Origin of the sequence: uncultured Jatrophihabitans sp. (assembly GCF_964252635.1) — a bacterium.
GTDB lineage: Bacteria > Actinomycetota > Actinomycetes > Mycobacteriales > Jatrophihabitantaceae > Jatrophihabitans.
In genome coordinates this window covers 95,442-120,434 of record NZ_CAXUNP010000005.1, presented here as the reverse complement: position 1 = coordinate 120,434, position 24,993 = coordinate 95,442, and the positions used below count along the sequence as shown (strand labels likewise).

At 70.8% G+C, this 24,993-nt stretch carries 23 protein-coding genes and 2 tRNA genes; 12 read left to right on the top strand and 13 right to left on the bottom strand.

Going from position 1 to position 24,993, the window contains the following annotated elements:
• The first annotated feature begins 104 nt into the window (after positions 1-104).
• Positions 105-1,091: a bile acid:sodium symporter gene (locus ACFFCA_RS03975; RefSeq protein ID WP_375482026.1), complete on the top strand. Its 987-nt coding sequence runs from the start codon at positions 105-107 to the stop codon at positions 1,089-1,091.
• Positions 1,092-1,167: 76 nt separating this feature from the next.
• Here ACFFCA_RS03975 and ACFFCA_RS03970 read toward each other — a convergent pair.
• Positions 1,168-1,241 (bottom strand) — tRNA-Gly (locus ACFFCA_RS03970).
• Between the two features lie 149 nt (positions 1,242-1,390).
• A complete protein-coding gene (locus ACFFCA_RS03965) occupies positions 1,391-1,750 on the bottom strand; it encodes an STAS domain-containing protein (protein WP_375482024.1) in 360 nt (119 codons plus the stop codon).
• A gap of 202 nt (positions 1,751-1,952) precedes the next feature.
• Here ACFFCA_RS03965 and ACFFCA_RS03960 point away from each other — a divergent pair, with 202 nt between their 5' ends.
• Complete coding sequence (locus tag ACFFCA_RS03960; protein ID WP_375482022.1) at positions 1,953-2,933, top strand: peptidoglycan-binding protein; 981 nt, start codon at positions 1,953-1,955, stop codon at positions 2,931-2,933.
• Positions 2,934-2,966: 33 nt separating this feature from the next.
• Here ACFFCA_RS03960 and ACFFCA_RS03955 read toward each other — a convergent pair whose 3' ends face one another.
• The gene (locus ACFFCA_RS03955; RefSeq protein WP_375482020.1) at positions 2,967-3,431 is read right to left on the bottom strand and encodes a MarR family winged helix-turn-helix transcriptional regulator; all 465 of its coding nucleotides are present in this window, start codon (positions 3,429-3,431) and stop codon (positions 2,967-2,969) included.
• A gap of 84 nt (positions 3,432-3,515) precedes the next feature.
• Here ACFFCA_RS03955 and ACFFCA_RS03950 point away from each other — a divergent pair, with 84 nt between their 5' ends.
• From ACFFCA_RS03950 to ACFFCA_RS03935, 4 genes are all read left to right on the top strand, one after another.
• Positions 3,516-4,040 (top strand): VOC family protein, encoded by a 525-nt coding sequence (locus ACFFCA_RS03950; protein WP_375482018.1) that lies wholly within the window; start codon positions 3,516-3,518, stop codon positions 4,038-4,040.
• 142 nt (positions 4,041-4,182) lie between these two features.
• Positions 4,183-4,461, top strand: a complete 279-nt coding sequence (locus tag ACFFCA_RS03945; protein WP_375482016.1) for a GlsB/YeaQ/YmgE family stress response membrane protein — start codon at positions 4,183-4,185, stop codon at positions 4,459-4,461.
• A gap of 110 nt (positions 4,462-4,571) precedes the next feature.
• Positions 4,572-5,783 (top strand): phosphoglycerate dehydrogenase, encoded by a 1,212-nt coding sequence (gene serA / locus ACFFCA_RS03940; protein ID WP_375482014.1) that lies wholly within the window; start codon positions 4,572-4,574, stop codon positions 5,781-5,783.
• Positions 5,784-6,077: 294 nt separating this feature from the next.
• The gene (locus tag ACFFCA_RS03935) at positions 6,078-7,916 is read left to right on the top strand and encodes an acyl-CoA dehydrogenase (RefSeq protein ID WP_375482012.1); all 1,839 of its coding nucleotides are present in this window, start codon (positions 6,078-6,080) and stop codon (positions 7,914-7,916) included.
• A gap of 93 nt (positions 7,917-8,009) precedes the next feature.
• Here ACFFCA_RS03935 and ACFFCA_RS03930 read toward each other — a convergent pair whose 3' ends face one another.
• The gene (locus tag ACFFCA_RS03930) at positions 8,010-9,179 is read right to left on the bottom strand and encodes a DUF6986 family protein (protein WP_375482010.1); all 1,170 of its coding nucleotides are present in this window, start codon (positions 9,177-9,179) and stop codon (positions 8,010-8,012) included.
• A gap of 212 nt (positions 9,180-9,391) precedes the next feature.
• Between ACFFCA_RS03930 and ACFFCA_RS03925 the strand changes: the two genes are divergently transcribed.
• Positions 9,392-10,207 carry a tyrosine-protein phosphatase gene (locus tag ACFFCA_RS03925; RefSeq protein ID WP_375482008.1) on the top strand — a complete coding sequence of 272 codons (816 nt, stop codon included), beginning with the start codon at positions 9,392-9,394 and terminating at the stop codon, positions 10,205-10,207.
• Between the two features lie 22 nt (positions 10,208-10,229).
• Here ACFFCA_RS03925 and ACFFCA_RS03920 read toward each other — a convergent pair whose 3' ends face one another.
• From ACFFCA_RS03920 to ACFFCA_RS03895, 6 genes are all read right to left on the bottom strand, one after another.
• Positions 10,230-10,511, bottom strand: coding sequence for a hypothetical protein (locus ACFFCA_RS03920; protein WP_375482006.1), 282 nt, complete (start codon positions 10,509-10,511; stop codon positions 10,230-10,232).
• Between the two features lie 56 nt (positions 10,512-10,567).
• Positions 10,568-11,257, bottom strand: coding sequence for a TetR family transcriptional regulator (locus ACFFCA_RS03915; RefSeq protein ID WP_375482004.1), 690 nt, complete (start codon positions 11,255-11,257; stop codon positions 10,568-10,570).
• A gap of 11 nt (positions 11,258-11,268) precedes the next feature.
• Positions 11,269-12,810: an MFS transporter gene (locus ACFFCA_RS03910; RefSeq protein ID WP_375482002.1), complete on the bottom strand. Its 1,542-nt coding sequence runs from the start codon at positions 12,808-12,810 to the stop codon at positions 11,269-11,271.
• Positions 12,811-12,941: 131 nt separating this feature from the next.
• Entirely contained in the window at positions 12,942-15,737 is a 2,796-nt protein-coding gene (locus ACFFCA_RS03905; RefSeq protein WP_375482000.1) for a UPF0182 family protein, read from the bottom strand.
• A gap of 3 nt (positions 15,738-15,740) precedes the next feature.
• A complete protein-coding gene (locus ACFFCA_RS03900; protein WP_375481998.1) occupies positions 15,741-16,607 on the bottom strand; it encodes an ABC transporter ATP-binding protein in 867 nt (288 codons plus the stop codon).
• Positions 16,600-17,544 (bottom strand): ABC transporter permease, encoded by a 945-nt coding sequence (locus ACFFCA_RS03895; protein WP_375481996.1) that lies wholly within the window; start codon positions 17,542-17,544, stop codon positions 16,600-16,602. Before ACFFCA_RS03895 ends, ACFFCA_RS03900 begins: the two co-directional genes overlap by 8 nt.
• Positions 17,545-17,752: 208 nt before the next feature.
• On the opposite strand from ACFFCA_RS03895, the gene ACFFCA_RS03890 reads away from it, so the two are divergent.
• Both ACFFCA_RS03890 and ACFFCA_RS03885 read left to right on the top strand, forming a co-directional pair.
• Positions 17,753-17,840 (top strand) — tRNA-Ser (locus ACFFCA_RS03890).
• A 64-nt stretch (positions 17,841-17,904) separates the two neighbouring features.
• On the top strand, positions 17,905-18,750 hold the full coding sequence (locus ACFFCA_RS03885) for an LLM class F420-dependent oxidoreductase (protein WP_375481994.1): 846 nt from the start codon (positions 17,905-17,907) through the stop codon (positions 18,748-18,750).
• Between the two features lie 4 nt (positions 18,751-18,754).
• On the opposite strand, the gene ACFFCA_RS03880 is transcribed toward ACFFCA_RS03885, so the two are convergent.
• Positions 18,755-19,795 (bottom strand): hypothetical protein, encoded by a 1,041-nt coding sequence (locus ACFFCA_RS03880; RefSeq protein ID WP_375481992.1) that lies wholly within the window; start codon positions 19,793-19,795, stop codon positions 18,755-18,757.
• Between the two features lie 53 nt (positions 19,796-19,848).
• Positions 19,849-20,916 (bottom strand): DUF371 domain-containing protein, encoded by a 1,068-nt coding sequence (locus tag ACFFCA_RS03875; RefSeq protein ID WP_375481990.1) that lies wholly within the window; start codon positions 20,914-20,916, stop codon positions 19,849-19,851.
• 175 nt (positions 20,917-21,091) lie between these two features.
• Here ACFFCA_RS03875 and ACFFCA_RS03870 point away from each other — a divergent pair, with 175 nt between their 5' ends.
• The gene (locus ACFFCA_RS03870; RefSeq protein WP_375481988.1) at positions 21,092-21,742 is read left to right on the top strand and encodes a methyltransferase domain-containing protein; all 651 of its coding nucleotides are present in this window, start codon (positions 21,092-21,094) and stop codon (positions 21,740-21,742) included.
• A 64-nt stretch (positions 21,743-21,806) separates the two neighbouring features.
• Here ACFFCA_RS03870 and ACFFCA_RS03865 read toward each other — a convergent pair whose 3' ends face one another.
• Positions 21,807-22,310 (bottom strand): TrmH family RNA methyltransferase, encoded by a 504-nt coding sequence (locus ACFFCA_RS03865; RefSeq protein ID WP_375481986.1) that lies wholly within the window; start codon positions 22,308-22,310, stop codon positions 21,807-21,809.
• Between the two features lie 72 nt (positions 22,311-22,382).
• Between ACFFCA_RS03865 and ACFFCA_RS03860 the strand changes: the two genes are divergently transcribed.
• Both ACFFCA_RS03860 and ACFFCA_RS03855 read left to right on the top strand, forming a co-directional pair.
• Positions 22,383-23,231, top strand: a complete 849-nt coding sequence (locus ACFFCA_RS03860; RefSeq protein ID WP_375481984.1) for an amidohydrolase family protein — start codon at positions 22,383-22,385, stop codon at positions 23,229-23,231.
• 22 nt (positions 23,232-23,253) lie between these two features.
• Positions 23,254-24,783, top strand: coding sequence for an MFS transporter (locus tag ACFFCA_RS03855; protein WP_375481982.1), 1,530 nt, complete (start codon positions 23,254-23,256; stop codon positions 24,781-24,783).
• The last annotated feature ends 210 nt before the right edge of the window (positions 24,784-24,993 follow it).

Below are 24,993 nucleotides of genomic sequence, written 5' to 3'. Positions count from 1 at the left end.
GCACCGTTTGTCAGAAGGCACAGCCGGGCAGCACATCAACGAGCCCGCCCCGCCGAGAGCCGCTGGCTCGAGCTGCTCGGATCGGCGTCTGACGTCGCTCAGTCGTGAGCGGTGTCGCCAGCAAGGCTGTCGCGTTCGCCGACGACCATCAGATCCCGATCTATCTCCTGGCTCTTGCCCTGGGTGTCGTTGTCGGCACCATCGCACCCGCCAGCAGCCACGGGTTCGAGCAGGCGATCGAACCGGTCCTGGCGCTGCTGCTGTTCGCGACCTTTCAACAGGTCCCGTTCACCGCGCTCGCACACGCGTTCCGTGACCGCAGGTTCTTGACCGTGTTGTTGCTGGTGAACTTCGTCGTGGTTCCCGTCGTCGTCTTCGGACTGACCAGGTTCGTGGCCGGCGACAAGGCGGTGCTCATAGCTGTGCTGTTGGTGCTGCTGACGCCCTGCATCGACTACGTCATCGTGTTCTGTGGCCTGGCCGGCGGTGCATCCACGAAGCTGCTGGCCGCCTCGCCGATCCTGATGCTGGGCCAGTTGCTGCTGCTCCCGCTGTACTTGATCATGTTCGTCGGACGCGACCTCGCCGACGTCTTCGACCCCGGCCCCTTCGTTCACGCGTTCGTGGTGCTGATCGTTGTCCCGCTACTGCTCGCCCTGCTCACCGAGATGCTCGCCGCTCGCCACCATGTCGGGATGCTCGTCACGTCGGCCTTGACAGGGTTGATGGTGGCGCTGCTGGCCGCGACCTTGTTCGTCGTTGTCGCCTCGCAAGTACCTGCAGTCCGTGGCAACCTGCGCGCGGTCGCCGAGGTCGTGCCGATCTTCGCGGCGTTCGCCGCGGTGATGGCCGCAGTCGGCTGGGTCGCCACCAGATGCTTGCGGCTCGACCCTGCCGACGGGCGCGCGGTGATGTTCAGCGGCACCACCCGCAACAGCCTGGTGGTCCTGCCGCTCGCCCTGGCGCTGCCGGCCGCCTACGACATCGCACCGGCAGTCGTGGTTACGCAAACCCTCGTCGAACTGATCGTCATGCTCGTCTACGTCCGGCTCGTGCCGCGCCTCGTGCGCTCGAAGCCCGAACACTTCTGATGCACGAGACGAACGTGATCAACCCGCAGATCCGTCGTCAGGACGATGCAGCCTCGAGGAAGCGGGGCCTTCTTCCTGGAGCGGGTGACGGGAATCGAACCCGCACTGTCAGCTTGGGAAGCTGATGTTCTGCCATTGAACTACACCCGCGAACGTCAACGACCCTACCCGAGCCCCGGTGTCGTCGGCCCGGCGAGCGTCGGCCCCACCGGCTCCGCCGGGGACGGCACGGCCGCGCCCAGGCGCACGATCGCGACCAGTCGTGGCACGTCAGCGGTGCCGCCGGCGGCCGCGATTCGTCAGGTGTCGGCGCGGACGAACAGCGAGGCCTGACGCATGGCGTCGACGACGCGTGGGCCGGCGTTCTCGAAGACCAGCATCCCGCCCAGCGCCGCCACCGCGTGGCGCGCGTCGACGAGCGCTTCGATGATGGCCGGGTCGTCGATCCGGGCCTGGGCGAGGTCGACGCGGAGATAGCGTCGCCCGCCGGCGATGTGGGTGCGCAGCACACTGGTGAGCAGCCCGGCGCCGGCCGGCACCAACGTGCCGGTCACCCGCAGGCTGGCCCGCAGCGTGTCCGCGTTCAGGGTGGCAACTTCGAGGCCGACGAACGGGGCGGGATCCCCGGACGGGTTCGTCCGCGAGGCAAGCTGGGCCATGACTCCCCCTTCCGCTGCGTTCCGTCCGGCCGCGGTCGCCGCGGGACGGACCAGGCATACCCGTGCCTCACGGTGACCAAACGGACCTAGGTCCCGGCGTCGATCATGAATTGGGTGCGACAAACCGGTTTGAGGCCCGGTGCGTCACGGGTAATTTGCGCGAGCGGGAATGGCTGCGGGGCCTAGTAGTACCGAGGTTTCGATGTCTTCCTCCCCCCTCCTCCGGGCCTGGCGCCGCGCAGCGACCGCCCTGATCACCGGCTCCCTCGTCGTCGGTTCGATCACGCTCGCCGGCCCGGCGACCGCCTCGACCCCCGCTCCGCGCACACCCTCCGGGCTGCCGAGCGCCATCGAGCCGATGGCGGCTTACGTCCCACAGGTGTCGTGCGACCCCCGGATCGGCCCCGGCACCCGCAAGCTCGCCAACTACCTGGCCAACACCTACCGGGCCAGCACCCGGACGACGTGGATGTCGTTCTACCCCTGCGGCACCGACGGGACGCCGAGCGAGCACTCCGACGGCCGCGCCATCGACTGGATGGTCAACGTGCGCGACCCCAAGCAGCGCGCAGCGGCCAACGCCACGATCGCCTGGCTGCTGGCCACCGACTCGCACGGCAACCGTTACGCCATGGCCCGACGCCTAGGCGTCATGTACCTCATCTGGAACAACCGGATCTGGGGTTCGTGGGGCGGCGGCTGGTCGAACTACAACGGCTGCCTGGCGAAGTCGATGCAGAAGGCCGCGTACGCCAACGCCTGCCACCGCACGCACATCCACATCTCGCTGGGGTGGGCCGGCGCGCAGGGCCGCACGTCGTTCTGGACGAAGAAGGTCGCCGCACAGGACTTCGGGCCGTGCCGTGCCCGCGACCTCAACTGGGGGCCGCGCTACTACGGCCCGCGGTCGACACCGTGCCCGCAGTATGCGAAGGCCCGCGCGCCCAAGGGTGCGACGTCGACGAAGAAGGCGTTGGTGACGTGGTCCGGTGCCTGGCTGGGACGCTCGTCCTCGGGTCCTGCGGTCGTCGCCGTCCGCCGTGCGTTGCACCTGTCGAGCTCGTCGTCCTACGGGTCGAGCGCCGTGGCCGCGGTGGAGCGCCTGCAGCGGGCGCACCACCTGCCGGTGACCGGAGCCATGAACCAGAACACCTGGCGGGCGTTGCTGACCGCCACCCGCTGACGGGCGGACCGCCTGACCGGGTCGGCCGGTCGGTCAGGCGGGCTCGGCCTGGGCCCGGGCGAGAATGCGCCGGCCGATGTCGGTGAGTGCGGCGAGCTGCGCGGGGGTGAGCACGTCGATGACGGTCTCGCGCACCGTCGTGACGTGAGCGGGCGCGGCGGCGGCGAGCACCGCGAAGCCCTCGTCGGTGAGGGTGGCGTTCTGGCCGCGCCGGTCGGTCTCGCAGTTCGTCCGCTCGACCCAACCGCGGTCCTCGAGGCGCGCGATCGCGTGCGACAGTCGGCTCCGCGAGGACAACGTGATGTCCGCCAGCTCGCTCATGCGCATCGTGCGTTCGGGCGACTCGGACAGCCGGACGAGCACCTCGAAATAGGCGTGCGGCATGTCGGAATCGCGCTGCAACTGGCGATCCAGCGCATCCGCCACGATCTTCGTGGACTCGATGTAGGCGCGCCACGCTTCCTGCTCGTCAGGCGTCAGCCAGGGCTCCTCGGGCACACAGGAATCCTACGGCACCGCTCAATTGTTGAATACTCAACTGAGTCGGCTATGCTGAGTGGGCCGTCCTCGAGGAGACCAGCCGTGCCGATCCACCGCCTCAACCACGCCGTTCTCTACGTCCGCGACGTCGCGGCGAGTGCGGCCTTCTACCGTGACGTCCTCGGCTTCATCGTGGACGTCGACATCCCGGGTCGGGCGGCCTTCTTGCGCGCCGAGTCCTCGCAGAACGACCACGACCTCGGCCTGTTCCAGCTCGGCGCCGCCGCCGGCGGTTCACAGGCCGGTCGCAGCACCGTCGGGCTCTACCACCTGGCGTGGGAGGTCGACACGTTGCGCGACCTCGAGCGGCTCGCCGAACGCCTGGGAGCGGCCGACGCGCTCGTCGGCGCGTCCGACCACAGCACCACGAAGTCCCTCTACGGCCACGACCCGGACGGGTTGGAGTTCGAGATCGCCTGGGTCGTGCCTGCCGACCGTCTCGACGACGAGACGCTGGCCGGCCGCGAGCACATCCGGCCCCTCGACCTGGCCCGCGAGATCGGACGGTACGGCGCCGAAACGCCCGGTGGCATCGGCATCAGCAGGTCCGCGACGTCGGTCGCCTGACCCGGGCGTACGGCCCACAGTGCCCACGATGCCCACAAAGCCCACAGCGGATGCCTCGGATCGGCACAGTTAGCGGCCGACGACAGCCCGGGTAACCCTTCGGCAATCGCCGCGGGCACCGCGGCACGAAGGAGGGTCCGCCATGTTGGGTTTCATCGTCACGCTGGTCATCGTCGGTCTGATCGCGGGTGCCATCGCGCGTCTCATCGTCCCGGGCAAGGACCACCTCGGCTTCGGCGGCACCGTGCTGCTGGGCATCGTCGGCTCCTTCATCGGCGGTTTCCTCGGCTACGTGATCTTCGGCAAGGACAACGCCGAGGGCTACTTCCAGCCGTCCGGGCTGATCGGCTCGATCATCGGCGGCGTCATCGCCCTGCTCATCTACCGCAAGGTCAGCGGACGCCGATCGGTGCGCGCCTGATCCGCGAACCGGTGGCCCCGGGGCCCTTCGTCTGCGCGGGCAATAAGGCCACCCGACCGGCTCACTAGAGTGGACCGCGAACCCGTCGCTCCCACTGGAAGGTCAGCCCCGTGCCCGACGCGCCCGTCCGAGTCCTGCTCCTCGAACAGATCCACCCCGACGCCGTCGAGATCCTGTCCTCGGCCGGTTTCGAGGTGGACAGTCTCGACGGTGCGCTGGACGAGGATGAGCTCGTCCAGCGCATCGCAGGCGTATCGCTGCTCGGCATCCGATCCAAGACCCACGTCACGGAGCGGGTGCTCGCGGCCGCCGACAAGCTGATCGCCATCGGCGCCTTCTGCATCGGCACCAACCAGATCGAGCTCACCGCCGCGGCCGAGCGCGGCGTGACGGTCTTCAACGCACCGTTCTCCAACACCCGCTCCGTGGTCGAGATGGCCATCTCCGAGATCATCTCGCTGACCCGGCGGCTGACCGAGAAGAACGCACTGATGCACGAAGGCGTCTGGGACAAGTCAGCAACCGGTGCTCACGAAGTTCGCGGGCGCACGCTCGGCATCGTCGGCTACGGCAACATCGGCACGCAGCTGTCGGTGCTGGCCGAGAACCTCGGCATGCACGTGCTGTTCTTCGACACCGCCGACCGGCTCGCTCTCGGCAACGCCAAGCGATGCCTGTCCATGAAGGAGCTGCTCGGCGAATCCGACGTCGTCACCCTGCACGTCGACGGGCGTCCGTCCAACGAGAACTTCTTCGGCGAGGACGACTTCGCCGCCATGCGGCAGGGCTCGCTGTTCCTGAACCTGTCGCGCGGCTTCGTCGTCGACTACGCCGCGCTGCGCGCGCACATCGAGTCCGGCCACATCGCCGGTGCGGCCGTCGACGTGTTCCCGGTCGAACCGAAGCGGCGCGGCGACGAGTTCGTCTCCGAGCTGCGTGGCCTGGGCAATGTCATCCTCACGCCGCACATCGGCGGTTCCACCGAAGAGGCGCAGCAGGACATCGGCCGCTTCGTCGCGGGCAAGCTGCGTGACTACGTCCGCGACGGCTCGACGGCCATGAGCGTCAACGTGCCGGGGCTCTCGCTGCCGCGCGCCGGGGGCACCCTGCGGCTGATCCTGTTGCACCGCAACGTGCCCGGCGTGCTCGCGCGGGTCAACGGGTTGCTGGCCGACAACGGCGTGAACGTCGAGGCCCAACTGCTCGGCACGCGCGGCGACGTCGGTTACGTGGTGACCGACTCGGCCAGTGGCACCACACAGGCCATCGTCGACCGGATCCGGGCCTTACCCGAGACGATCAACCTGCGCGTCATCTTCTAGCGGTCGCCCGACCCGTCTTCGCCCCTGGGGCACCCTGCGTGATGCGTCCGCGCGACCGCTACACGGGAAGTAGCGCTCGCCGATCGATCACGTCTTCCTGTCTTGTTGCCGCTGAGCCCCGGATTTCCGGCAAGTCGGCGGGAAAACGTGGTCGTTCCGCGCCGCTCGCCCTCCTGCGTGCGCCCGACAGCGGGTCGCCCCGCCGCGGGTAGGTGTGACACGTCATCTTGCATCAGTTACTGGTGGGTAATACCCTCTATGTTACTGACGAGTAACCCGCAAGGAGATTCGGCGATGGGCCACTTCAAGAGCAACGTCCGCGATATCGAGTTCAACCTGTTCGAGGTGTTCGGCACCGACAAGACCCTGCAAAGCGCCCCGTTCGACGAGGTCGACGAGGACACCGCCCGCGGCATCATCGCCGAGGTCGCCAAGCTGGCCGAGGGTCCGCTGGCCGCGTCGTTCGTCGACGCCGACCGCAACCCGCCCGTGTTCGACCCGGACACCTACTCGGTCACCGTCCCCGAGTCGTTCAAGAAATCCTACAAGGCGCTGCAGGACAGTGAGTGGTGGCGGCTCGAGACGCTGCCGGAGCTCGGCGGTCAGCAGGTGCCGCGCACCGTCGTGTGGGCGGTGGCCGAGCAGGTGCTGGGGGCCAACCCGGCCCTGCACATGTACATGGCCGGCGCGCCGTTCGCCGGGATCCTGCACGCGAACGGCAACGACGAGCAGAAGAAGATGGCCCAGCTCATGGTCGACCGCGGCTGGGGCGCCACCATGGTGCTGACCGAGCCCGACGCCGGGTCCGATGTCGGTGCCGGCAAGACGAAGGCGATCGAGCAGACCGACGGCTCGTGGCACATCGAGGGCGTCAAGCGCTTCATCACCTCGGCCGAGCAGGACATGACCGAGAACATCGTCCACCTGGTGCTCGCCCGCCCCGAGGGCGCGCAGGCCGGCACCAAGGGGCTGTCGCTGTTCGTCGTCCCGAAGTACCACTTCGACGTCGAGACCGGCGAGCTCGGCGAGCGCAACGGTGCTTTCGTGACCAACGTCGAGCACAAGATGGGCCTCAAGGCGTCGACGACGTGCGAGCTGCGCTTCGGCGAGATCGACAACGTCCCGGCCAAGGGCTGGCTCGTCGGCGACGTCCACCGCGGGATCGCCCAGATGTTCCAGGTGATCGAGCACGCCCGGATGATGGTCGGCACGAAGGCCATCGCCACGCTGTCGACGGGTTACCTGAACGCGCTCGACTACGCCAGGACCCGCGTGCAGTCGGCCGATCTCACCAAGGCGGCGGACAAGACCGCGCCGCGCGTGACGATCATCAACCATCCCGACGTCCGCCGCAGCCTGATGATGAACAAGGCCTACGCCGAGGGTCTGCGCGCGCTCGTGTACTACACGGCCTCGGCGCAGGACCGCATCATCGTCGGCGAGCACAACGGCACCGACACCTCGGCCGACGAGGCCATCAACGACCTGTTGCTGCCCATCGTCAAGGGCGTGGGTTCCGAGCGTTCCTACGACCAGCTCGCGCAGGCGTTGCAGACCTTCGGTGGTTCCGGGTACCTGCAGGACTACCCGCTCGAGCAGTACATCCGCGACGCCAAGATCGACACGCTCTACGAGGGCACCACGGCGATCCAGGCCCAGGACTTCTTCTTCCGCAAGATCGTGAAGAACCAGGGCGCGGCGCTGGGCACGGTGTCGAACGAGATCACCACGTTCCTCGAGTCGATCGCCGACGAGGGTCGGCTCAAGGAAGAGGCCGCCGCACTGCAGAAGGCGCTCGAGGACTTCGGCGGCATCGTCGGTGCGATGTTCAACCAGCTGATGAGCGGCCAGGAGGACGTGAGCAACGTCTACAAGGTCGGTCTGAACGCCACCCGTGCGCTGCTGTCGGCGGGTGACCTCATGGTCGGGTACCTGCTGCTGCGCCAGGCCGCGGTGGCGCTCGTCAAGCTCGACGCTAACGGGCTCTCCACCGCCGACCGCGCGTTCTACGCGGGCAAGCCGGCCGTCGCGCGCTTCTTCGCGACCACGGTGCTGCCCGAGCTCGCCGCTCGCCGTCAGGTGGCCGAGGGCATGGACAACGCACTCATGGACGTGGCCGAGAACTCCTTCTGACCGTTCCGTCCGACCGCGGGAGTGTTGCGTGCCGATCCGGCACACGACACTCCCGTCGTCGTGTCGGGCGTTGTCGTGTCGGGCGTCGTCGGGTCAGGCGATGGCGAGCACGTCGAGCTCGGCCGTGCCCAGACCGCATCGTTCACGCACGTCGGGCTCGTCGAGGGCGCCGCACCGCAGCCCGCGGAGCAGGAACCGCGCCGAAGACCTGGTCGAGGCGGGGACGCGGACGGTCGACGTCGCGCCGGAGGGGGCCACCGCGCGGGCCGCGGCATCGAGACCGTCGGCGTAGAAGGCGAACGTGGCCGCGAAGCGTGACGGCAACTGGGCGGGGTGCACGTCGCGGCCCTGCGGGAACCCGGCCTCGAGCGCGTGGCGGACCAGGGCGAGGTGTGCCGACCACGCCGCGTGCACCTGGGTCCGCGGCCCCGCAGGAACCATCCCGGCCGTCCCGTCGCTGACCGGGACGCCCGTGCCCGCCGTCGCCAGCACCAGCACGGCCCTTGCGTGGTCGGCGACCGACCCGTCCGTCGGCCCGCCGCCGGCCGCGGCGGTGAAGCCGGCCGGGTCGAGGGTCAGGCCTACGCACCGCCCTGCGCCCGAGTGCAGCATCCGGGCGAGCAACGCGGTGCCGTCGGCTCCGACCACGGCCTGCGGCGAGTCGAGCTGGAGCTCGAAGGGCACGCGGGCGATCGCGAGCTCCGACTCGAACGCCGCGCAGAGCTCGACCATCGCCTCGACCTGGGCCACCGACGTCACGGCGGGCACCGTGACGCGGAAGCCGGCGGGCAGGCCGCCGAAGGCGAAGAGCTGCTCCAGGAACAGCTCGAGGGTGCAGACGGCCCGGTGTGGCGTCGCCGCCTCGAGCGACTTGATGCGCAGCCCGACGAACGGCGTCTGCGCCCCCCGGCCGAGTGCGGTGCCGGCGGCCCGCGCCGCGGCGTCCTCGTCGGCGTCGGAACGCAGGCCGTAACCGTCGGCGAAGTCGATGCGCAGGTCCTCGATGGGTTCGTCGGCGAGCTTGTCGCGCACCCTCGCCTCGAGCGCCTCGTCGACGCCGGGCATCGGCCCGTGTTCGTCCAGAGCGGCCAGGGCCCCGGACCGCCACTCGGCCACCGTGTGCCCGGCGAAGCGGTCGGCCGGGACGTGCACGGTGTGCACGGGTTGACGACGCAGCCGGGTGGCCGGGTACAGCCGCGCCCGGCGGCCGTCGTCGTCGGCGAGCAGGGCGTCCAGACGGTCGTGCAGCGACGGGTCGAGCATCAGCTGACGTCGGCCACGGTACGGCCGGGCGACCCGCGGCCCGCGGTCGGCGCGGGCGGTGGCGGGTCGATCGTCGAAGTGGGGTCGGTCATCGGGAGCGGTGTACCCAACAGCGCCCGCGCCGGACCGCTCGGCGGCACGTCGCCGCGGCGGCGGGATCCGTCACGCAGCCGCGCGCCGGGTCGCGGTCGGTCGTGGTTACAGTCAGGGCCATGAGCGCCCCGTTGTGGATCACGCTGCAGGGCGCCGACAACGTCCGCGATGTCGGCGGCCTGCCGACGGTCGACGGCGGCACCGTACGTCCCGGTCGATTGATCCGCGCGGACAGCCTGCAGACCCTCACCGACTCCGACGTCCACCTGCTCGTCGACGTCGTCGGGGTACGCGCGGTGGCCGACCTGCGCAGCGACGTGGAGGTCGACAACGAGGGCCCCGGGCCGCTGACGCGCGAGCCCCGGGTCGAGATCGCGCACCTGTCGTTGCTGCCGGACGCCGGAACCGCGACCGACGCGGCCGCCGCGGAGGACGGCGTCGACGCGCCGGTGATCCTGCCGTGGCAGGGCCGCGACGAGACGCTGACCGACGACGAACGCCGACGCGGCGCGTCGGCGGTGTACCTGCACTACCTCGCCGAGCGGGCCGACTCCATCGTGGCGGCGCTACGGCTCGTCGCCTACACCGACGGCGCGACCGTCGTGCACTGCGCTGCCGGCAAGGACCGCACCGGCACCGTCGTGGCACTGGCCCTGGACCAGATCGGTGTCGAGCGCGCGGCCATCGCCGCCGACTACGCGCTCAGCGCCGAACGGGTGCCGCAGATCTTCGCCCGCCTGGCCCAGCGACGCACCTACGCCGACGACATCAGGCCGAAGGCCGACGACGTCGACCGGCACAAGCCGAAGGCAGAGACCATGGTGGTGCTGCTCGCTGCCGTCGACGAGACCCACGGCGGTACGCAGGCCTGGCTGCGCGCGCAGGGGTGGACCGACGAGGACGACGCCGCCCTGCGCGCGGCATTGCTGGGCTGACCCGACCCCCTCGGGCCGACGATCAGGCCGCTGCCTCCACGTACGCCAGCCGCTGCAGCACAAGCAGCAGCGCATCGTGGCGCCGTTCGTCGGGATCCCGGGCAACGTAGGTGCCGGACTCCATGGCCAGCGCGTCGGCGACGAGCAGCTCGGCCTCGGCGCGAAACAGGGCGCGCATCAACGGGCCGCCCGCGTCGAGCACGACCTCGACGTCGGGGGAGCGGCCGCCGCGACGGGTCAGGTCGACCCGGCCCAGCTCGCGGCGCAGGGATTCGGGCAGCTCGCGTAGCACCAGGTTCGTCATGCCCTGCACGCTAGGACGACCCACCGACAGAACGGCGCGGACCGAGGTCCGCACCGTCAGTCGGGAAGCGGGCGGGCTGACCGCAGCCCGTGCAGGCGGATCATCGCCTGGTGCATCTCGTCGTCGGTGAGCGGCCGCCCCGGCAGCGGCGGGCCGTCCGGGCGCAGCGCCGACAGCAGCGTCGGCACGTAACGGCGCCACAGGTCCGGCGCCTCGTCGCCGCCGAGGTCGGCGACCAAGCAGAGCATCGAGATGACGGCGCCGAGGTCGCTGGCCGCGGCGTCGAGGCGGACGACGCCGGCCCGCCGGGCACGGTCCAGCAGGCGCTCGACCCGACCGAGCAGTCGTTCCTGGACGGCGTCGGACTTGGCCTCGTGGACGCCCATGAGGACCTCACGCAACCCACGGTCGGCGGTCTGCACCTCGAGCACCGCCTCGAGGAAACCGACGAGGCCGGCCCACGGGTCGTCGTTGTCGAGCGCACGGTCGGCCGCGGAGACGACGCCGTCGACCGCCTCGTGCATGATCGCCTCGGCGAGCGCGAACTTGTTGCCGAAGTGCCGGTAGGCGGTGCCGATCCCGACGCCGGCCTGACGCGCGATGTCGTCGAGGCTGGCGTCGAGGCCGCGCTTGGCGAAGACCTCCCGTCCGGCGGCGATGAGCAGGACGCGGTTGCGTGCCGCGTCCTTGCGCATCGGCCGGACCGCGTCGTCCTCGGGTGACTGCGGTCGTTCGGTGGTGGTCATGGCGACGCCGCTCAGACGACCGCCGGCGTGTCGGGCGACTGGGCGATGCCGGACCGCAGCACCAACGCCGAGACGATCGCGCCGAAGACGAACACGCCGACGCCGATCCAGAACGCCACGGTGTAGCTGTGCAGCTGCGCGTTGGCCTGGGTCAGCGCGTACTGCGGGCTGCCCGGCTTGGCACCGTGCAGGTGAGACGCGACGTAGCTGGCCACGGTGGTGCCGGCGATGGTGTTGAACAGCGAGGTGCCGACCGAACCGCCGACCTGCTGGGCCACGTTGACCGAGGCCGAGGCGACGCCGGAGTCCTCGTCCTCCACACCGAGCACCGCCAGGTTGAAGCCGGGCGCGAAGATCAGCCCGAGCCCGGCGCCCATGATGATCGTCGCCGGCAGGATGACCGAGACGTAGTTGCCCTCGAGGCTGATGTGCGTCAGCAGGAACAGGCCGATCGCGGCCAGCACCATGCCCAGCGGGATCATGATCCGCGAGCTGATGCGGGTGACCAGGACCGCGCTGCCGAGCGACGCGACGACCACGATCGTGCCCGTCATGGGCAGGAACGCGACGCCGGACTTGACGGCGGAGTAGCCGCGGATGCCCTGCAGGTAGTAGGTCAGGAACAGGAAGACGGCGAAGATGCCGATGCCCGACAGGAACATCGCGATGAACGCGCCACCACGGTTGCGGTCGGCGATCACGCGCAGCGGGAGGATCGGGTGCTCCGCGCGCTGCTCGATGAACACGAACGCGATCAGCAGCACGGCACCGATGGCCAGGCACGCGATGGTGAGCGGGGCGGACCAGCTGTGCTGGTCGGCGTTCGAGAAGCCGTAGACGACCGCGAACAGGCCCAGGGTGATGCTGAACGTGCCGGGCAGGTCCTGGCCCTGGCGCTCCTTGGAGCGCTCGAAGCGCGGCAGCAGCAGCAGGGCGCCGACGAAGGCGACCGCGGCGAAGGCCAGGTTGACGTACAGCGTCCAGCGCCAGCTGGCGTACTCGGTGAGCACGCCGCCGAGCAGCAGGCCGATGGAGGCACCGGCGCCGGCGATGCCACCGAAGATGCCGAAGGCCTTGCCGCGTTCCTTCGGGTCCCGGAACGTGGTGGTCAGCAGGGCCAGCACCGCAGGCGCCAGGACCGCGCCGAACGCGCCCTGGACGGCCCGGGCCGTCACCAGCATGCCGAAGTTCTGCGCGGCACCGCCGACCGCCGAGGCGACGGCGAAGCCGACCAGGCCGACGAGCAGGGCCCACTTGCGGCCGAAGAAGTCGCTCAACCGTCCGCCGATGAGCAGCAGGCTGCCGAAGGCGAGCGCGTAGCCGGTGACGACCCACTGCCGGTCGGCGTTGTTGAAGCCGAGCGAGCTCTGGGCGGTGGGCAGCGCGATGTTCACGATGGTCGCGTCGAGCACGACCATCAGCTGCGCGAGCCCGAGGATGGCGAGGATGAACCAGCGCCGGTCGTGGGTGCGATCGTTCTCGGGTGGTGCATTCTTCGACAGGTTCGGCGCAGACTCCTGCGTGCTGTCGGCCTGGGTGGCGTCGAGAGCCATGGGTGAACTCCTGGAGCGTGGGGACGAATAGCGGAGAGGTTTCCTCCGTTTCCGCAGACGACTATACCCACGATCCGGAGGTTGTCACTCCGTTTATCTGCGACACCGGCCACACAGGCAGGCCGACGGGATCAACCGGACCCGGTCGCGGACTCGATCGCCGCCTTGATGGCCTGGGTGGGCGTGTTCTCGAAGGACGGGTCGCCGTCGCCGTACAGGGCGATGACGTGCCGCAGGACGGGGAAGGACGCGCCGCCGCTGGACTGGGTGTAGACCGGCTCGATGTAGAGGATCCGGTCCGCCACCGGGATGGCCTGCAGCGACCCGAGCACCACCGAGGAGTTGCCGCCGCGTTGCAGGGTGAGGGCCTCGGTGATCGTCGTGTCCGACTCGATGTCGTTCTGCACCTGCGACGGCGACTCGCCCCCGGCCCCGGACGGGAACTGCAGCACGGTGAACTTCCCGTAGTTCGGCCCGGGTTCGGAGTCGACGTGGATGAACGCCGCGAGCTCGTGGCCGTTCAGCGTCACCATCGGTGTCGACAGTGAGTACTGCTGGTCGCCGTAGCCGTCGGCCGAGACCGACGCGTACTTGGACGGCAGCGGTGGGCTCGAGCCGGCGCTCGTCGAGCCGTTGAAGGTGCTGGTGGCCGCGACCGTGGGGTCGGTGGGCACCGTCCAGAAGTCGTTGCCGCTGTAGAAGTTCGACGGCTGGCTGACGTGGTACTTCGCCAGCAGGCTGCGCTGCACGTTGAACAGGTCGGTCGGGTAGCGCATCTGCGTCAGCAGCGCGGACGAGATGTCGGACTGCGGCTTGACCAGCCCGGGGAACACCGACTCCCACGCCTTGAGCAGCGGGTCGCGCTGGGTCTTCTGGTTCCACTCGTACAGGCTCACGCGTCCCGTGTAGGCGTCCACGACGGCCTTCACCGAGTTGTGCATGTAGTTGACGGTGGTGCCCGGTTGGCTGACCGACGCACCGTTCGCGGTCAGCGTCGTCTTGCTCGCCGCGTGCAGGTTCACCGACTGTGCGTACGGGTAGTTCGCGCTGGTCGTGTAGCCGTCGACGATCCACTTGATCCGGCCGTCGACGACCGCGGGGTAGACGTCGCCGTCGAGGGTGAGCCACGGCGCGACCTTGGCCACGCGGGTGCGTGGGTTACGCACCTCCAGCAGCTGCGAGGCGCTGTTGAGCTCGGAGCTGAACAGGATGTTGGGATCGTGGAACTTCACCGCGAACAGCAGGCGGCGCAGGGTCGAGCCGACGTCGACGCCGCCCTTGCCCCGGTACGTCGTGTGCGCCGACGCCGACGAGCCGCTGCCGCCGGGGTGGTCGAACTCGAGGGTGCGGGGGCTGCCGGACGGCTGGCCCACGATGGCGTACGACGAGCGGGTGAAGCCCTGGCCGAAGTACACCTGCGGGCGGCTGACCGGGATGTCCTGCGCGGGAGGGATGCCGGCGTTGAGGAACACCGGGCTCTCGGTCTTCGGGTCGACCTTCGTGGTGGGTGCGGCGATGACCCCGTAGCCGTGCGTGTAGACCAGGTGCTTGTTGACCCAGGTCTTGCCGGGGATGCCGGCCGTGCGCAGCTCGCGCACGGCGAGGACGACGTCCTGCGACTTACCGTCGATGCGGTAGTTGCCCGTGTCCAGCGTCGACTTGAAGTTGTAGTACGACTGCAGCTGCTGCTCGACGTTGAACGTGGGTGACAGCTGGTTGGGGTCGGTGACCGAGGGCTGCGAGTTCTTCGCGGCCAGCGTGGCCAACGAGGAGCTGCTCGCCGGGTTCGTGGTCTTGTAGGTGACGGTCTTGACGTCGTTGTCGAGACCGAAGGCGGCACGGGTGGCCTTCTGGTTGTGCGCGATCTCGCCGAGGTCGACCTTGGACGCGCTCGGCGCTTCGCGGAAGTGGTAGACGAGACCCGGCCAGCTCGACCCGACGAGCATGACGGCGACGGCGACCAGCACGACGGCGCCGGCGAACCCGCGAACCCGGCCGAGCATCCGACGGCGTCCACCGCGTGCGGCGAAGACGGCGTTGGCCGCGAACGCCACGGCACCGAGCAGGGCCAGGACGGTCAGCACGTACGCGGCGGGCAGGGCGGCGGTCCGGTCGGTGTAGGACGCGCCGGTCACCGGGCCGCGTGACGACGTCGTCAGCGCGTACCTCGACAGCCAGTAGTTGGCGGCCTTGAGCACCAGGTAGGCCGCGGCGAGCGCGGACACGAGCGCCACGAACCCGCTCGACACCTTCTGGCTGCCGCGCCGGATGCGCCAGGAGCCGTAGACGTAACCGCCCACGATCGCGATCCCGAGCGACCAGGTGACCGTCTGCAGCAGCAACGTCACCACCATCTGGTGGAACGGGAGGATCTCGACGAAGAACGACACGTCCTTGTGGAACAACGGGTCGCTGGTGTGGAACGGCGTGGCGTTCAGCCACAACTGGTAGGTCTGCCAACCGGCCGCGGCTCGTGAACCGAGTTTGACGGCGGCGACGACCGCGACCAGCACGACGATGGCGCGGCCGAGCTTGGACTCGTAGCGCCGGAACGTCCACCGGATCGTGTCGTCCTCGGGCGACAGGTACAGCGGCCGGATGCGGCGCAGGGCGACCGTCGTCGCACCGGTGACGAGTGCGGCGATGACGGCGAAGACCGCGAACAGCCCGATGCGGGTCCAGATGACCGTCGAGTACACCGAGCCCGCGTGCACCGAGTTGAACCACATCGCGTTGGTCGAGATGGTGACGACCTGCAGCAGCAGCACCGCCAGCACGGCGAGCACCACGACGGCGGCGACCAGCCCGATGCCCGAGCGCTTGAGCACCCGTCCGGACATCACCTTGCCGAGCCTGGCTCGGTTGGCCGCCAGGCTGGCGATGCCTCCCTGGGCCTTGCGGGTGGGGGGTCTGCTCGGATCGAACACGCGTCAGCTCCGCGATCGTGAGTTGGGGCCGCCCGAGTAGGGGCTGCCGGGGTCGTGGCGATGCTCGTAGGCGTCGACGACCGCGTCGGCCTCGCCGTCCAGGATGATCTTGCCGTTCTCCAGCCAGATGACGCGGTCGCAGGTGTCACGGATGATGCCGAGCCCGTGGCTGACGAGGAACACCGTGCCGGCCTGCCCGCGCAGTTCGGCGATGCGCTTCTCGCTGCGCTGGCGGAACTTGGCGTCGCCGGTCGCGAGGGCCTCGTCGATGAGCAGGATGTCCGGCACGCGCGCCGCGGCGATGGCGAAACGCAGCCGGGCGCCCATGCCGGAGGAGTAGGTGTTCATCGGCAGGTGCACGAACTCGCCGATGCCGGCGAACTCGCAGATCGAGTCGTACTCCTCGGCCACCTCGGTCGGCGTCATCCCGATGGCCAGGCAGCCCAGCATGATGTTCTGGTCGCCGGACATCGACGCCATCATGGCGGCGGACACCCCGAGCAACGACGCCTGGCCGCGGGTCCACACGACACCCTGCGAGGGCGCCATGAGCCCGGCGACGGCCCGCAGCAGCGTGGACTTGCCGGAGCCGTTGGGTCCGATGAGGCCGATGGCCTCGCCGCGGTAGGCGGTGAAGCTCACGCCCCGCACGGCGTGCACCGTCCGCTGACCCGGGTTCTGCTGACCCATGAGGACCCGGCGGACGACGGCACCGCCGCCCCCGCCCTTGCGACCGGCCTTGCCGATGATGCGGTAGTTCAGGTGCAGGTCGTCGACGACGACGGTCTCCTCGCGACGCGCAGGCGGCGTGGCCACGCCGTCGTCGGCGGCGCCGGTCTGCGCATCGTCGGTGTCGAGGGCGTCAGACATTGCCGTACTGCTCCTCGCCGCGCCAGAAGTACAGGAAGCTGAAGACCAGCGTGCCGACGGCCCACAGCAGGCCGAGCAGCCAGAGGTGCACGGACGCCGGCTGGCCCGGGAGCAGGGCGTTGCGGGCCAGTTCGAGGTACACGTAACCGGGGTTGTTGCGCAGGATGACGCCCAGGGCGGGATGGCCGCGGGTGAACACCTGCACGCTGTACATCACGCCGGACATGTACATCCACACGCGCGAGATGAACGGCAGCAGTTGCGTCGCGTCCGGTACCTGCGCGCCGATCCGCGCCACGACGAACGCCAGGCCGAGGCAGAACATGGTCTGCAACGCGATGGCCGGCACGAGCAGCACCCACCGCGGCGACGGATACACACCGCTGAGCAGCAGGATCGGCACCAGCACCACGCACGAGGTCAGCAACTGCATCAGGGCGACGAGCGTGGTCGACATCGGCAGGACGGCGCGCGGGAACTGCAGCGCGCGGACCAGACCCAGGTTGCCGGTGACGGCCTTCGCCCCGACGGTCAGCGTCGAGGTGCAGAAGGTGAAGACGAACACGCCGACCGAGAGGAAGGCGATGAAGTTCGGGACCCCTCGGCTGGTGTTCAGCAGCAGGCCGAAGATCAGGTAGTAGACGCCGATGTTGAGCAGCGGGGTGAGCAGCTGCCACGCCTGCCCGAGGAAGCTGCCCTCGTAGCCCGCGGCGCGGGACGCGGAGGTGTAGGCGGCGATGAACCAGCGCCGCTGCCACAACCGCTGCAGGTACTCGACGACGGGCAGCCGGGCGCCGGCGCGCTGCAGGCCGGGCACGGGTGGGGCGAGCGGCGCGTCGAACTCCTGGGCGGACCCGCCGCGTGGCTTGCCGGGGGTGACGTCGATGATCTCGGCGCCGCGCGAGTTCGACGCCGGGGAGGGCAGCTTCGCGGTCACGTTGCCACTCTCGACCTTGACGCAACGGCAAGGTCAAACGACATCCTCAGCGGCGTGTCAGATTAGGAGCGGCAGGACCCGTGTCGCGTGACCACCGTGTGCCGTCAACCGGTGGACACGCCGTACGTCAGCCGGTGGCCGCATCACGGTCCGGCACGACCGGGGAGAGCAGGCCCGGATCGACGCCCCGGGTAGCGTGACACCACCTGGAGGGCTCGCATAGTGGCCGAGTGCGGCGGTCTTGAAAACCGCTTCAGGGTGATCCCCTGACGTGGGTTCGAATCCCACGCCCTCCGCTGGATGGGATTTGCCGCGGGTGACGTTGGCCCCGACAAAGGACCCGACCCCGAAGGACAGCCCATGACTCCCCAGCTCGGACGTATCGGCGTCTGGACCCACGCCGGCAACCTGACCCCGTCGTTCGCCGCGGAGATCGAGCGGCTCGGCTACGGCGCGATCTGGCTCGGTGGCTCGCCGGACGGTGACCTCACGATCGTCGACGAGGCGCTCGCGGCCACCGACCACCTCGTGCTCGCCACCGGCATCGTGAACATCTGGAAGGACGACGCCCGCACGGTCGCCACGTCGCACAAGCGCATCACGGCGGCCTACCCCGACCGGTTCCTGCTCGGTATCGGCGTCGGGCACCCGGAGGCGACGTCGGACTACACCCGTCCCTACGGCGCGCTCGTCGACTATCTCGACGTGCTCGACGGCGAGGGCGTCCCCGAGCAGGAACGGGCGCTGGCCGCGCTGGGGCCCAAGGTGCTTCGGCTGTCGGCCGAGCGCAGCGCGGGTGCGCACCCCTACCTGGTGACGCCGGAGCACACCCGCGAGGCGCGCGACATCCTGGGCGACGGCGTGCTGCTCGCGCCGGAGCAGAAGGTCGTCCTCGAGACCGACCCCGAGAAGGCTCGCGCGATCGGCCGGCCGGCCGTCGACAACCCCTACCTCGGCCTCACCAACTACGTCAGCAACCTGAAGCGGCTCGGCTGGAGCGACGCCGACCTCGCCCGTCCGGGCAGCGACGCGCTCATCGACGCGCTGGTCGGCCACGGCGACGCTCGCACCGCGGCGGCACGGGTGCAGCAGCACCTGGACTCCGGCGCGGACCACGTGCCGATCCAGCTGCTGAGCGCTCCGGGCGTCTCCGCAACCGAGGCGCTGCCGCAGTTCGCCGCGCTCGCCGAGGCGCTGCTCGGCTGAGCCGTCACTGGTAGGTGATGATGTCCGGCCGGGGATGCAGGGCCATGACCTCGCCGGGCGTCATCAGCCTCGAGTCCTGCGTGAAGAACAGCTTGAAGCCGACACCCATCGGTCGGCCCGGGAACGCCAGCTTGTGGAGCACGGAGATCTTCGAGCTGGGGTGACCGAACCCGTCGGCGTGGAAGGCCAGCTCGACGCCGGGCCTGGCCCGGATGTCATCGCGGTCGGGCAGCATCGACGAGGTGAACTCGTGCACCACGACCAGCTTGTGCGGCAGGTGGTGGGTACTGACGAGCCCGCTGACGTAGTCGATGGTGCGGTCGACGTCGCCCGATCCGCTCGAGCCGATGAGCCCGTCGCCCGGCCGCTGCCCGGCCGCGACCTTCCACTCCGGGTCGAGCCCGAGCTCGACGGACGGGTCGAGCAGCACGTCGTGCAGGGCCTGCACCTGCTTGTAGAACGTCGACCGGCCCGGCTGCAGGTCGAGGACCAGCAGCATCCGGTACCGGTGCGCCACCGCGAGGTAGTGGCGGATCGTCGCCATCGCGATGGGCTTGGAGTACGAGCCGTCGGCCTGGGGTGACCCCTGTGCGACGGTGGCGATCAGCTCCATCGCCGGCTGCACCGGTAGGCCGTAGGGCGCGAAGCCGTTCGCCCGCTGCACGATCTTGGGCGCGATGCTTTCGGGCGACGCAGTGCCGAGCGCGCCGAGCTGCGGGTTGCCGGCCGCGCCGTAGAAGGCGACGACCCGGTAGTGGCCGAGGATGGCCCGGCCGCCGCGCGGAAGGGTGCGATCCGCGGAGTCGGACGACGCCGAGGTCGAGGGGCCGGACGCCGACGTGGGGTGCGCTGACGCCGAGGTCGACGACGCGGTGGCCGGGGCACGCGTCGCGGACGGCGTCATCGACCGGGAGGTGACCGGTGCCCGGCTGGAGGCGTGCGTCGCAGACGTGCCGGGCGACGACGAGCTGCAGCTCACGAGGGCGAGCGCGGCCGCACACGTGGCGAGGACGCGGCTGGCCCCGCCCGTCCGCACGACAGGCATAGGCCGTTGATACCAGGCGAATGCGACAACTCCGTGCCGGACGCGCGGGCGATTCAGCGGCGCGGCCAGGCCACGATCGCGTCGTAGGCCCGGCGGCGGTCCCAGCCGGTGAGGGCGACCAGGGCCTTGGCTGCGGTGCGGGTCGCGACCCCGTCGGCGAGCAGGGCGTCGACGGCGGCACGGACGGCCGGGTCGAACGCCTCGTCGGGAGGAGCCGCGTCGAAGCACACCGCGACATCGGCGCTGCCGGCCAGCTCGGGCGTCGCGCCGCTCTCGACGCGGACGGGGTGGACGTACTCCTGCGCGACGACGCACGCGCTGCTGCCCCGGATCGCGCGGGCCTGCCCGAGGAGCTCGTCCAGTGCCGCGGCGGGCACGACCACGACCAGGCGGGCGGCGGCCGGGGTCTCGCGCAGGCTGCGACGGACGTCCGCGCCGGGCTCGGCGAGGACTACCGGACCTCCGCTGGGCGACGCGGCCGCCGTCGCGAGCCGGGCGTTCAGGCCGACGACCTCGACCCGATGGCCGGCCGTCGCGTCCGGGGGACGGGGCAGGTCGGCGGTGGCGACGACGAGGGTGCGATGCCCGGTCCCGTCGGGCGGCTCGTCCAGGGTGGTGAGCAGGTGGCGCGCGCCGTCGTCCTGGGCGACGACCCGTGCCGCCCGCTGGTGCTCTGCACGCAGGCCGGCAACGGGGGCGGCGAGGGCCGGATCGGCGGCGTACAGGACGAGCGTCCGGCGGTCGTCGGGCACGGCCGTCACGTCGACGGTGACGAGCGCGTCGGGGTCCTGCAGTGCGGCGACCAGCGGGCGGGGGAGGTCGGCGGCCGACGCGGTCGCGCCGGTGGCGAAGGTACCCGGGCGGCGCAACGGACTGCGACGGATCACCGCAGGCCCGGACGGGTCCCACGAAGGATTGGCGTCGGCCTCGAGGGTGAACCGTTCACCGCCGGCGGCGACGCGGATGCGTACCCGGCCGGCCATCGGCGCCACGGGGTCGGCCTCGCTGCCGACGGCGACGACGCACGTCGCGCGGGCCGTGATGTCGGGATCGGGGGACAGCTCGAGCGTCTTGGCGTGCGTGGCACGGACCGCGGGATGTCCCCGCCCGACGAAGCGCACCGACCCAGGGTAGGCGTCGCGGCCCGGACCGCCTTTCCCCTCCGGAGCACCCGCGCCCACCGGTGCAGCGACCGCCGCGGGGGAAAGCCGCAACCCCCTTAGTCTGTGGACGTGAGTGACGCTTGCGGAGCGAACGATGGGCATGGCGGCTTGCCGGCCCGAGCGGAGTGAGGGCGTGCGTCAGGTGATCGGCAAGCGGACGGTCGACCTCGACGCCGCCGCCTTCGCCGAGCTGCGGTCCCGGCACACGTCGCTGGTCGTCGATCTGGGCACCGGTGACGGCAAGCACGTCCTCGCCGTGGCCCGCGCCCGGCCGGACGCGCTGGTCGTCGGGGTGGACGCGAGCCCGGACGCGATGCGGCGCACGGCGGCGCGGGCGGCGCAGAAGCCGGCCCGCGGCGGCACCCCGAACGCGATCTTCGTGTGGGCGTCGGCCGAACGCCTGCCGCCCGAGCTCGACGGGGTCGACGAGCTGCACGTCCTCATGCCGTGGGGCAGCCTGCTGCGCGCGCTCACCCTGACCGAGCGCAGCGTGCTGCTCGGTGTCGGTGAACGCTGCCGCGCCGGCGCCACGTTCCTCGTCACGCTCAACCTGCACGCCTGGCGCCCGCCCGTCCCCGAGGTCGGCCCGGCACCGGAACCCACTCCCGAAACGGCGGTCACCGAGCTCGCGCCGCAATACGCCTCGGCAGGCTGGCAGCTCACGGACGCGCACTACGCCGACGACGCCGAGCTCGCCGCCCTCGGCACATCCTGGACCAAGCGGCTGGGCTCGACCCGCGACGAACTCGCCGTCCTGACCCTGCGCGGGCGAATCGGCGCCTGATCAACGGCCGACAGCGGCTGCCCAGCCATCAGGATCCGCTGTTGATCACCGGACCGAACGGGAGTCAGGACGGGAACTGGCGGCAGTACTCGTAGAGCGCCATCGACGTCGCGGTCGCCACGTTGTAGGAGTACGGCAGGCCCCACACCGGGATCTCGACGCAGTCGTCCATCAGGGCCAGCTCGTCGTCCGACAGACCGGCCCGCTCGTTGCCGATCACCAACGCCGTCCGCCGCGGGAACGCGTAGTGGTGCAAGTCGGTGGAGTTGGTCGTCTGCTCCAGCCCCACCAGGCGGTACCCGTCGCCGCGCAGTGTCCGCAGCACCGGCGCGAGGGAGTTGCGGACCTCGAGGCGCACCTGGTCGGCACCGTCGCGGGCGATGGTGCGGTCGAGCTTCGCGTGCCCACAGACGATCATGCGCTGCACCCCGCAACACCCGGCGGTGCGGGCGATCGTCGACAGGTTGACGTTGCTGCGCATCGGGGCACAGGCGACGACCAGCTCGCGGGGCGCGTCGAGCGGGGTCGGCGGACGGTGGCGTACCTGTTCGAAGCCGCCGTCCGTCACGCCGCTCATGCTACGAAGCGACCGTTGCCTAGGGTCGGGACGTCAGCGAACCGGTACGACGAAGGAGGGTGCATGCTCGACGGCCGGCCCCTGATCGACGTCCACCTGCATCCGGCGCCCCTCGGCAGCCTCAAGGTCGACTGGGCCACCTGGGTACAGGGCCGGGACGCACCCGAGCTGCGCGCGCTCTACCGCGAGGACGGCACGGTCGACGCCGTCCGCCTCGACGACCTGCTCGCCGCCGAGGGCGTGGACGCCGCGGTCGCGCTCGCCGAGTACAGCCCGCGCGTCACCGGCATCCAGTCCGCAGAGGACATGGCCGCGCTCGTCGGGCCGCGGGTGCGCTTCGCGGCCAACATCAACCCGCACCTGCACCACCCCGTCGAGGACGAGCTGGCCCGCCAGCTGGACCTCGGCGCCGTGGCCCTCAAGGTCCACCCGGTCCACGGCGGCTTCGCCGTCAACCATCGCGCGCTCTACCCGGCCTACGCGATGCTGCAGGAGCGCGGCCTGCCCCTCGTCGTCCACTGCGGCACCTCGACGTTCCCCGGCGCGCTGAACCAGTACGGCGACCCCATCGCGATCGACGACCTCCTACGCGATTTCCGCCGCCTCGACATCGTGCTCGCCCACGGCGGGCGGGGCTGGTGGTACGACGCCGCGGCCTTCCTCGTGCTGTCGAACAGCCACGTCTGGATCGAGCTGTCCGGGCTGCCTCCGTCGCGCCTGCAGACCTACTACGCGCGGCACAACTGGCCGCGCCTGACCCAGAAGATGATCTTCGGGACGGACTGGCCCGGCGTTCCCGGCATCGCCGCCAACGCCCGGGCGGTTGCCGCGCTCTGCCCGGACGATCAGACTGCGGACCTGGTGCTGGCCGGGAATGCGCAGCACGTCTACGGCATTGGCGGCAACGACTGATCCGCCCGGTTCGGAGGTGCAGGTGAGCGAGCCCGGTCTGGCACTGCGCTCGCCGCAGGGCCGCGGCGTGATCGCGGCGACCATCCTCGGCAGCGGCATGGCCCAGCTCGACGGCACCGTCGTGAACGTGGCGCTGCCGCGGATCGGCCGCGACCTCGGCGCCGGGCTCACCGCGCTGCAGTGGACCGTCAACGCCTACACGCTCACCCTCGCCGGGCTGCTGCTGCTCGGCGGCTCGCTCGGCGACCGGCTCGGCCGGCGCAAGGTGTTCGTGGTCGGCGTCATCTGGTTCACCGTCGCCTCGGCCGGCTGCACGCTCGCGCCGGAGCCCGCCACCCTGATCGCGATGCGCGCCCTGCAGGGGGTCGGCGCCGCGCTGCTCACGCCGGGCTCCCTGGCCATCCTCGAAGCCGTCTTCCGCCCGGCCGACCGCGCGGCCGCCGTCGGTGCGTGGTCGGGGCTCGGCGGTATCGCCACCGCGATCGGGCCGGTGCTCGGCGGCGTGCTCGTCGGGGTGGCGCCGTGGGGGTGGCGGCTCGTCTTCCTTATCAACGTGCCGATGGCGGTGGCGGTCGTCGCGCTGGCACGTCGCTACGTACCGGAGACCCGTGACGAGGAGGCCACGGGTCGGCTCGACGTCCTCGGCGCGGTGCTCGCGGCCGGCGGCCTCGCCCTCGCCGTCTACGCGCTCACCGAGGGCCCGCCGCAGCACTGGCCCGTCGCGCTCGTCGGTTGCCTCGTCGCCGGCGTCGTCGTGCTCGCTGGCTTCGTGGTCGTCGAGGCACGGGGCAGCCACCCGATGATGCCGCTGACCCTGTTCGGCGACCGCGAGTTCACGGCCGCCAACATCGTCACCTTCATCATGTACGCCGCGCTCGGCGGAGCCCTGTTCCTCATCCCCGTCCAGCTCCAGCGCGTGTCGGGGTACGCGCCGGTGGCCGCCGGCAGCGCGCTGCTGCCCATCACCGCGGTGATGCTGCTGCTGTCGGCGCGGATGGGGCGGGTGGCTCAGCGCATCGGGCCGCGGTGGCCGATGACCGTGGGGCCGATCGTCGCGGGCGTCGGCCTGGCCCTGCTCACCCGGGTGGGTGCGCACGCCTCGTACCTCACCGACCTGCTGCCCGCGCTCCTCGTGTTCTCCCTCGGCCTCTCGGCCACCGTCGCGCCGCTGACCGCGACCGCCCTGGCGTCGGCACCGGCGCGACTCGTGGGCGTCGCGTCGGCGGTGAACAACGACATCGCCCGCGTCGCCGGGCTGCTGGCCGTCGCAGTGCTCCCCGGGATCGCCGGCATCACCCCGGAGGCGTACCGCAACCCGAGCGAGTTGTCGGACGGGTTCCACCACGCGGTGCTCATCGCCGGCGGCCTGGCCGTGTTCGGCGGGTTGCTGTCGGCCCTGCTCGTCCGGCGCAAGGGCGAGTCCAACCTGGCGACGCCGGACGAGCCCGAGCAGCCGCAGGCGCCGGACGGCAGCTCGCCCGACGACGCCGGCGCAGACACCCCGCCGCCCCGTGCCGCCTGCCCGATCCTGGCGCCGCACGCCGGCAGCTGACGAGCGCCGCCCGCGTCAGCCGGCGCGCCGCACGGCCACCCGCCGGGGCGTCCGCTCGGCTGCGGGGCGCTCACGGCGCCGGAGGCGAGCGAGCGGCTCGAGCTCGAGAGCGCGATCGCGTCGTCGGCTCTCGATGCAACCCCGGCAGATGCTGACGGCTGGGTTCAGACGCCGCTGACGCACGACGACCTCGACGCGCCCTCCTACGAC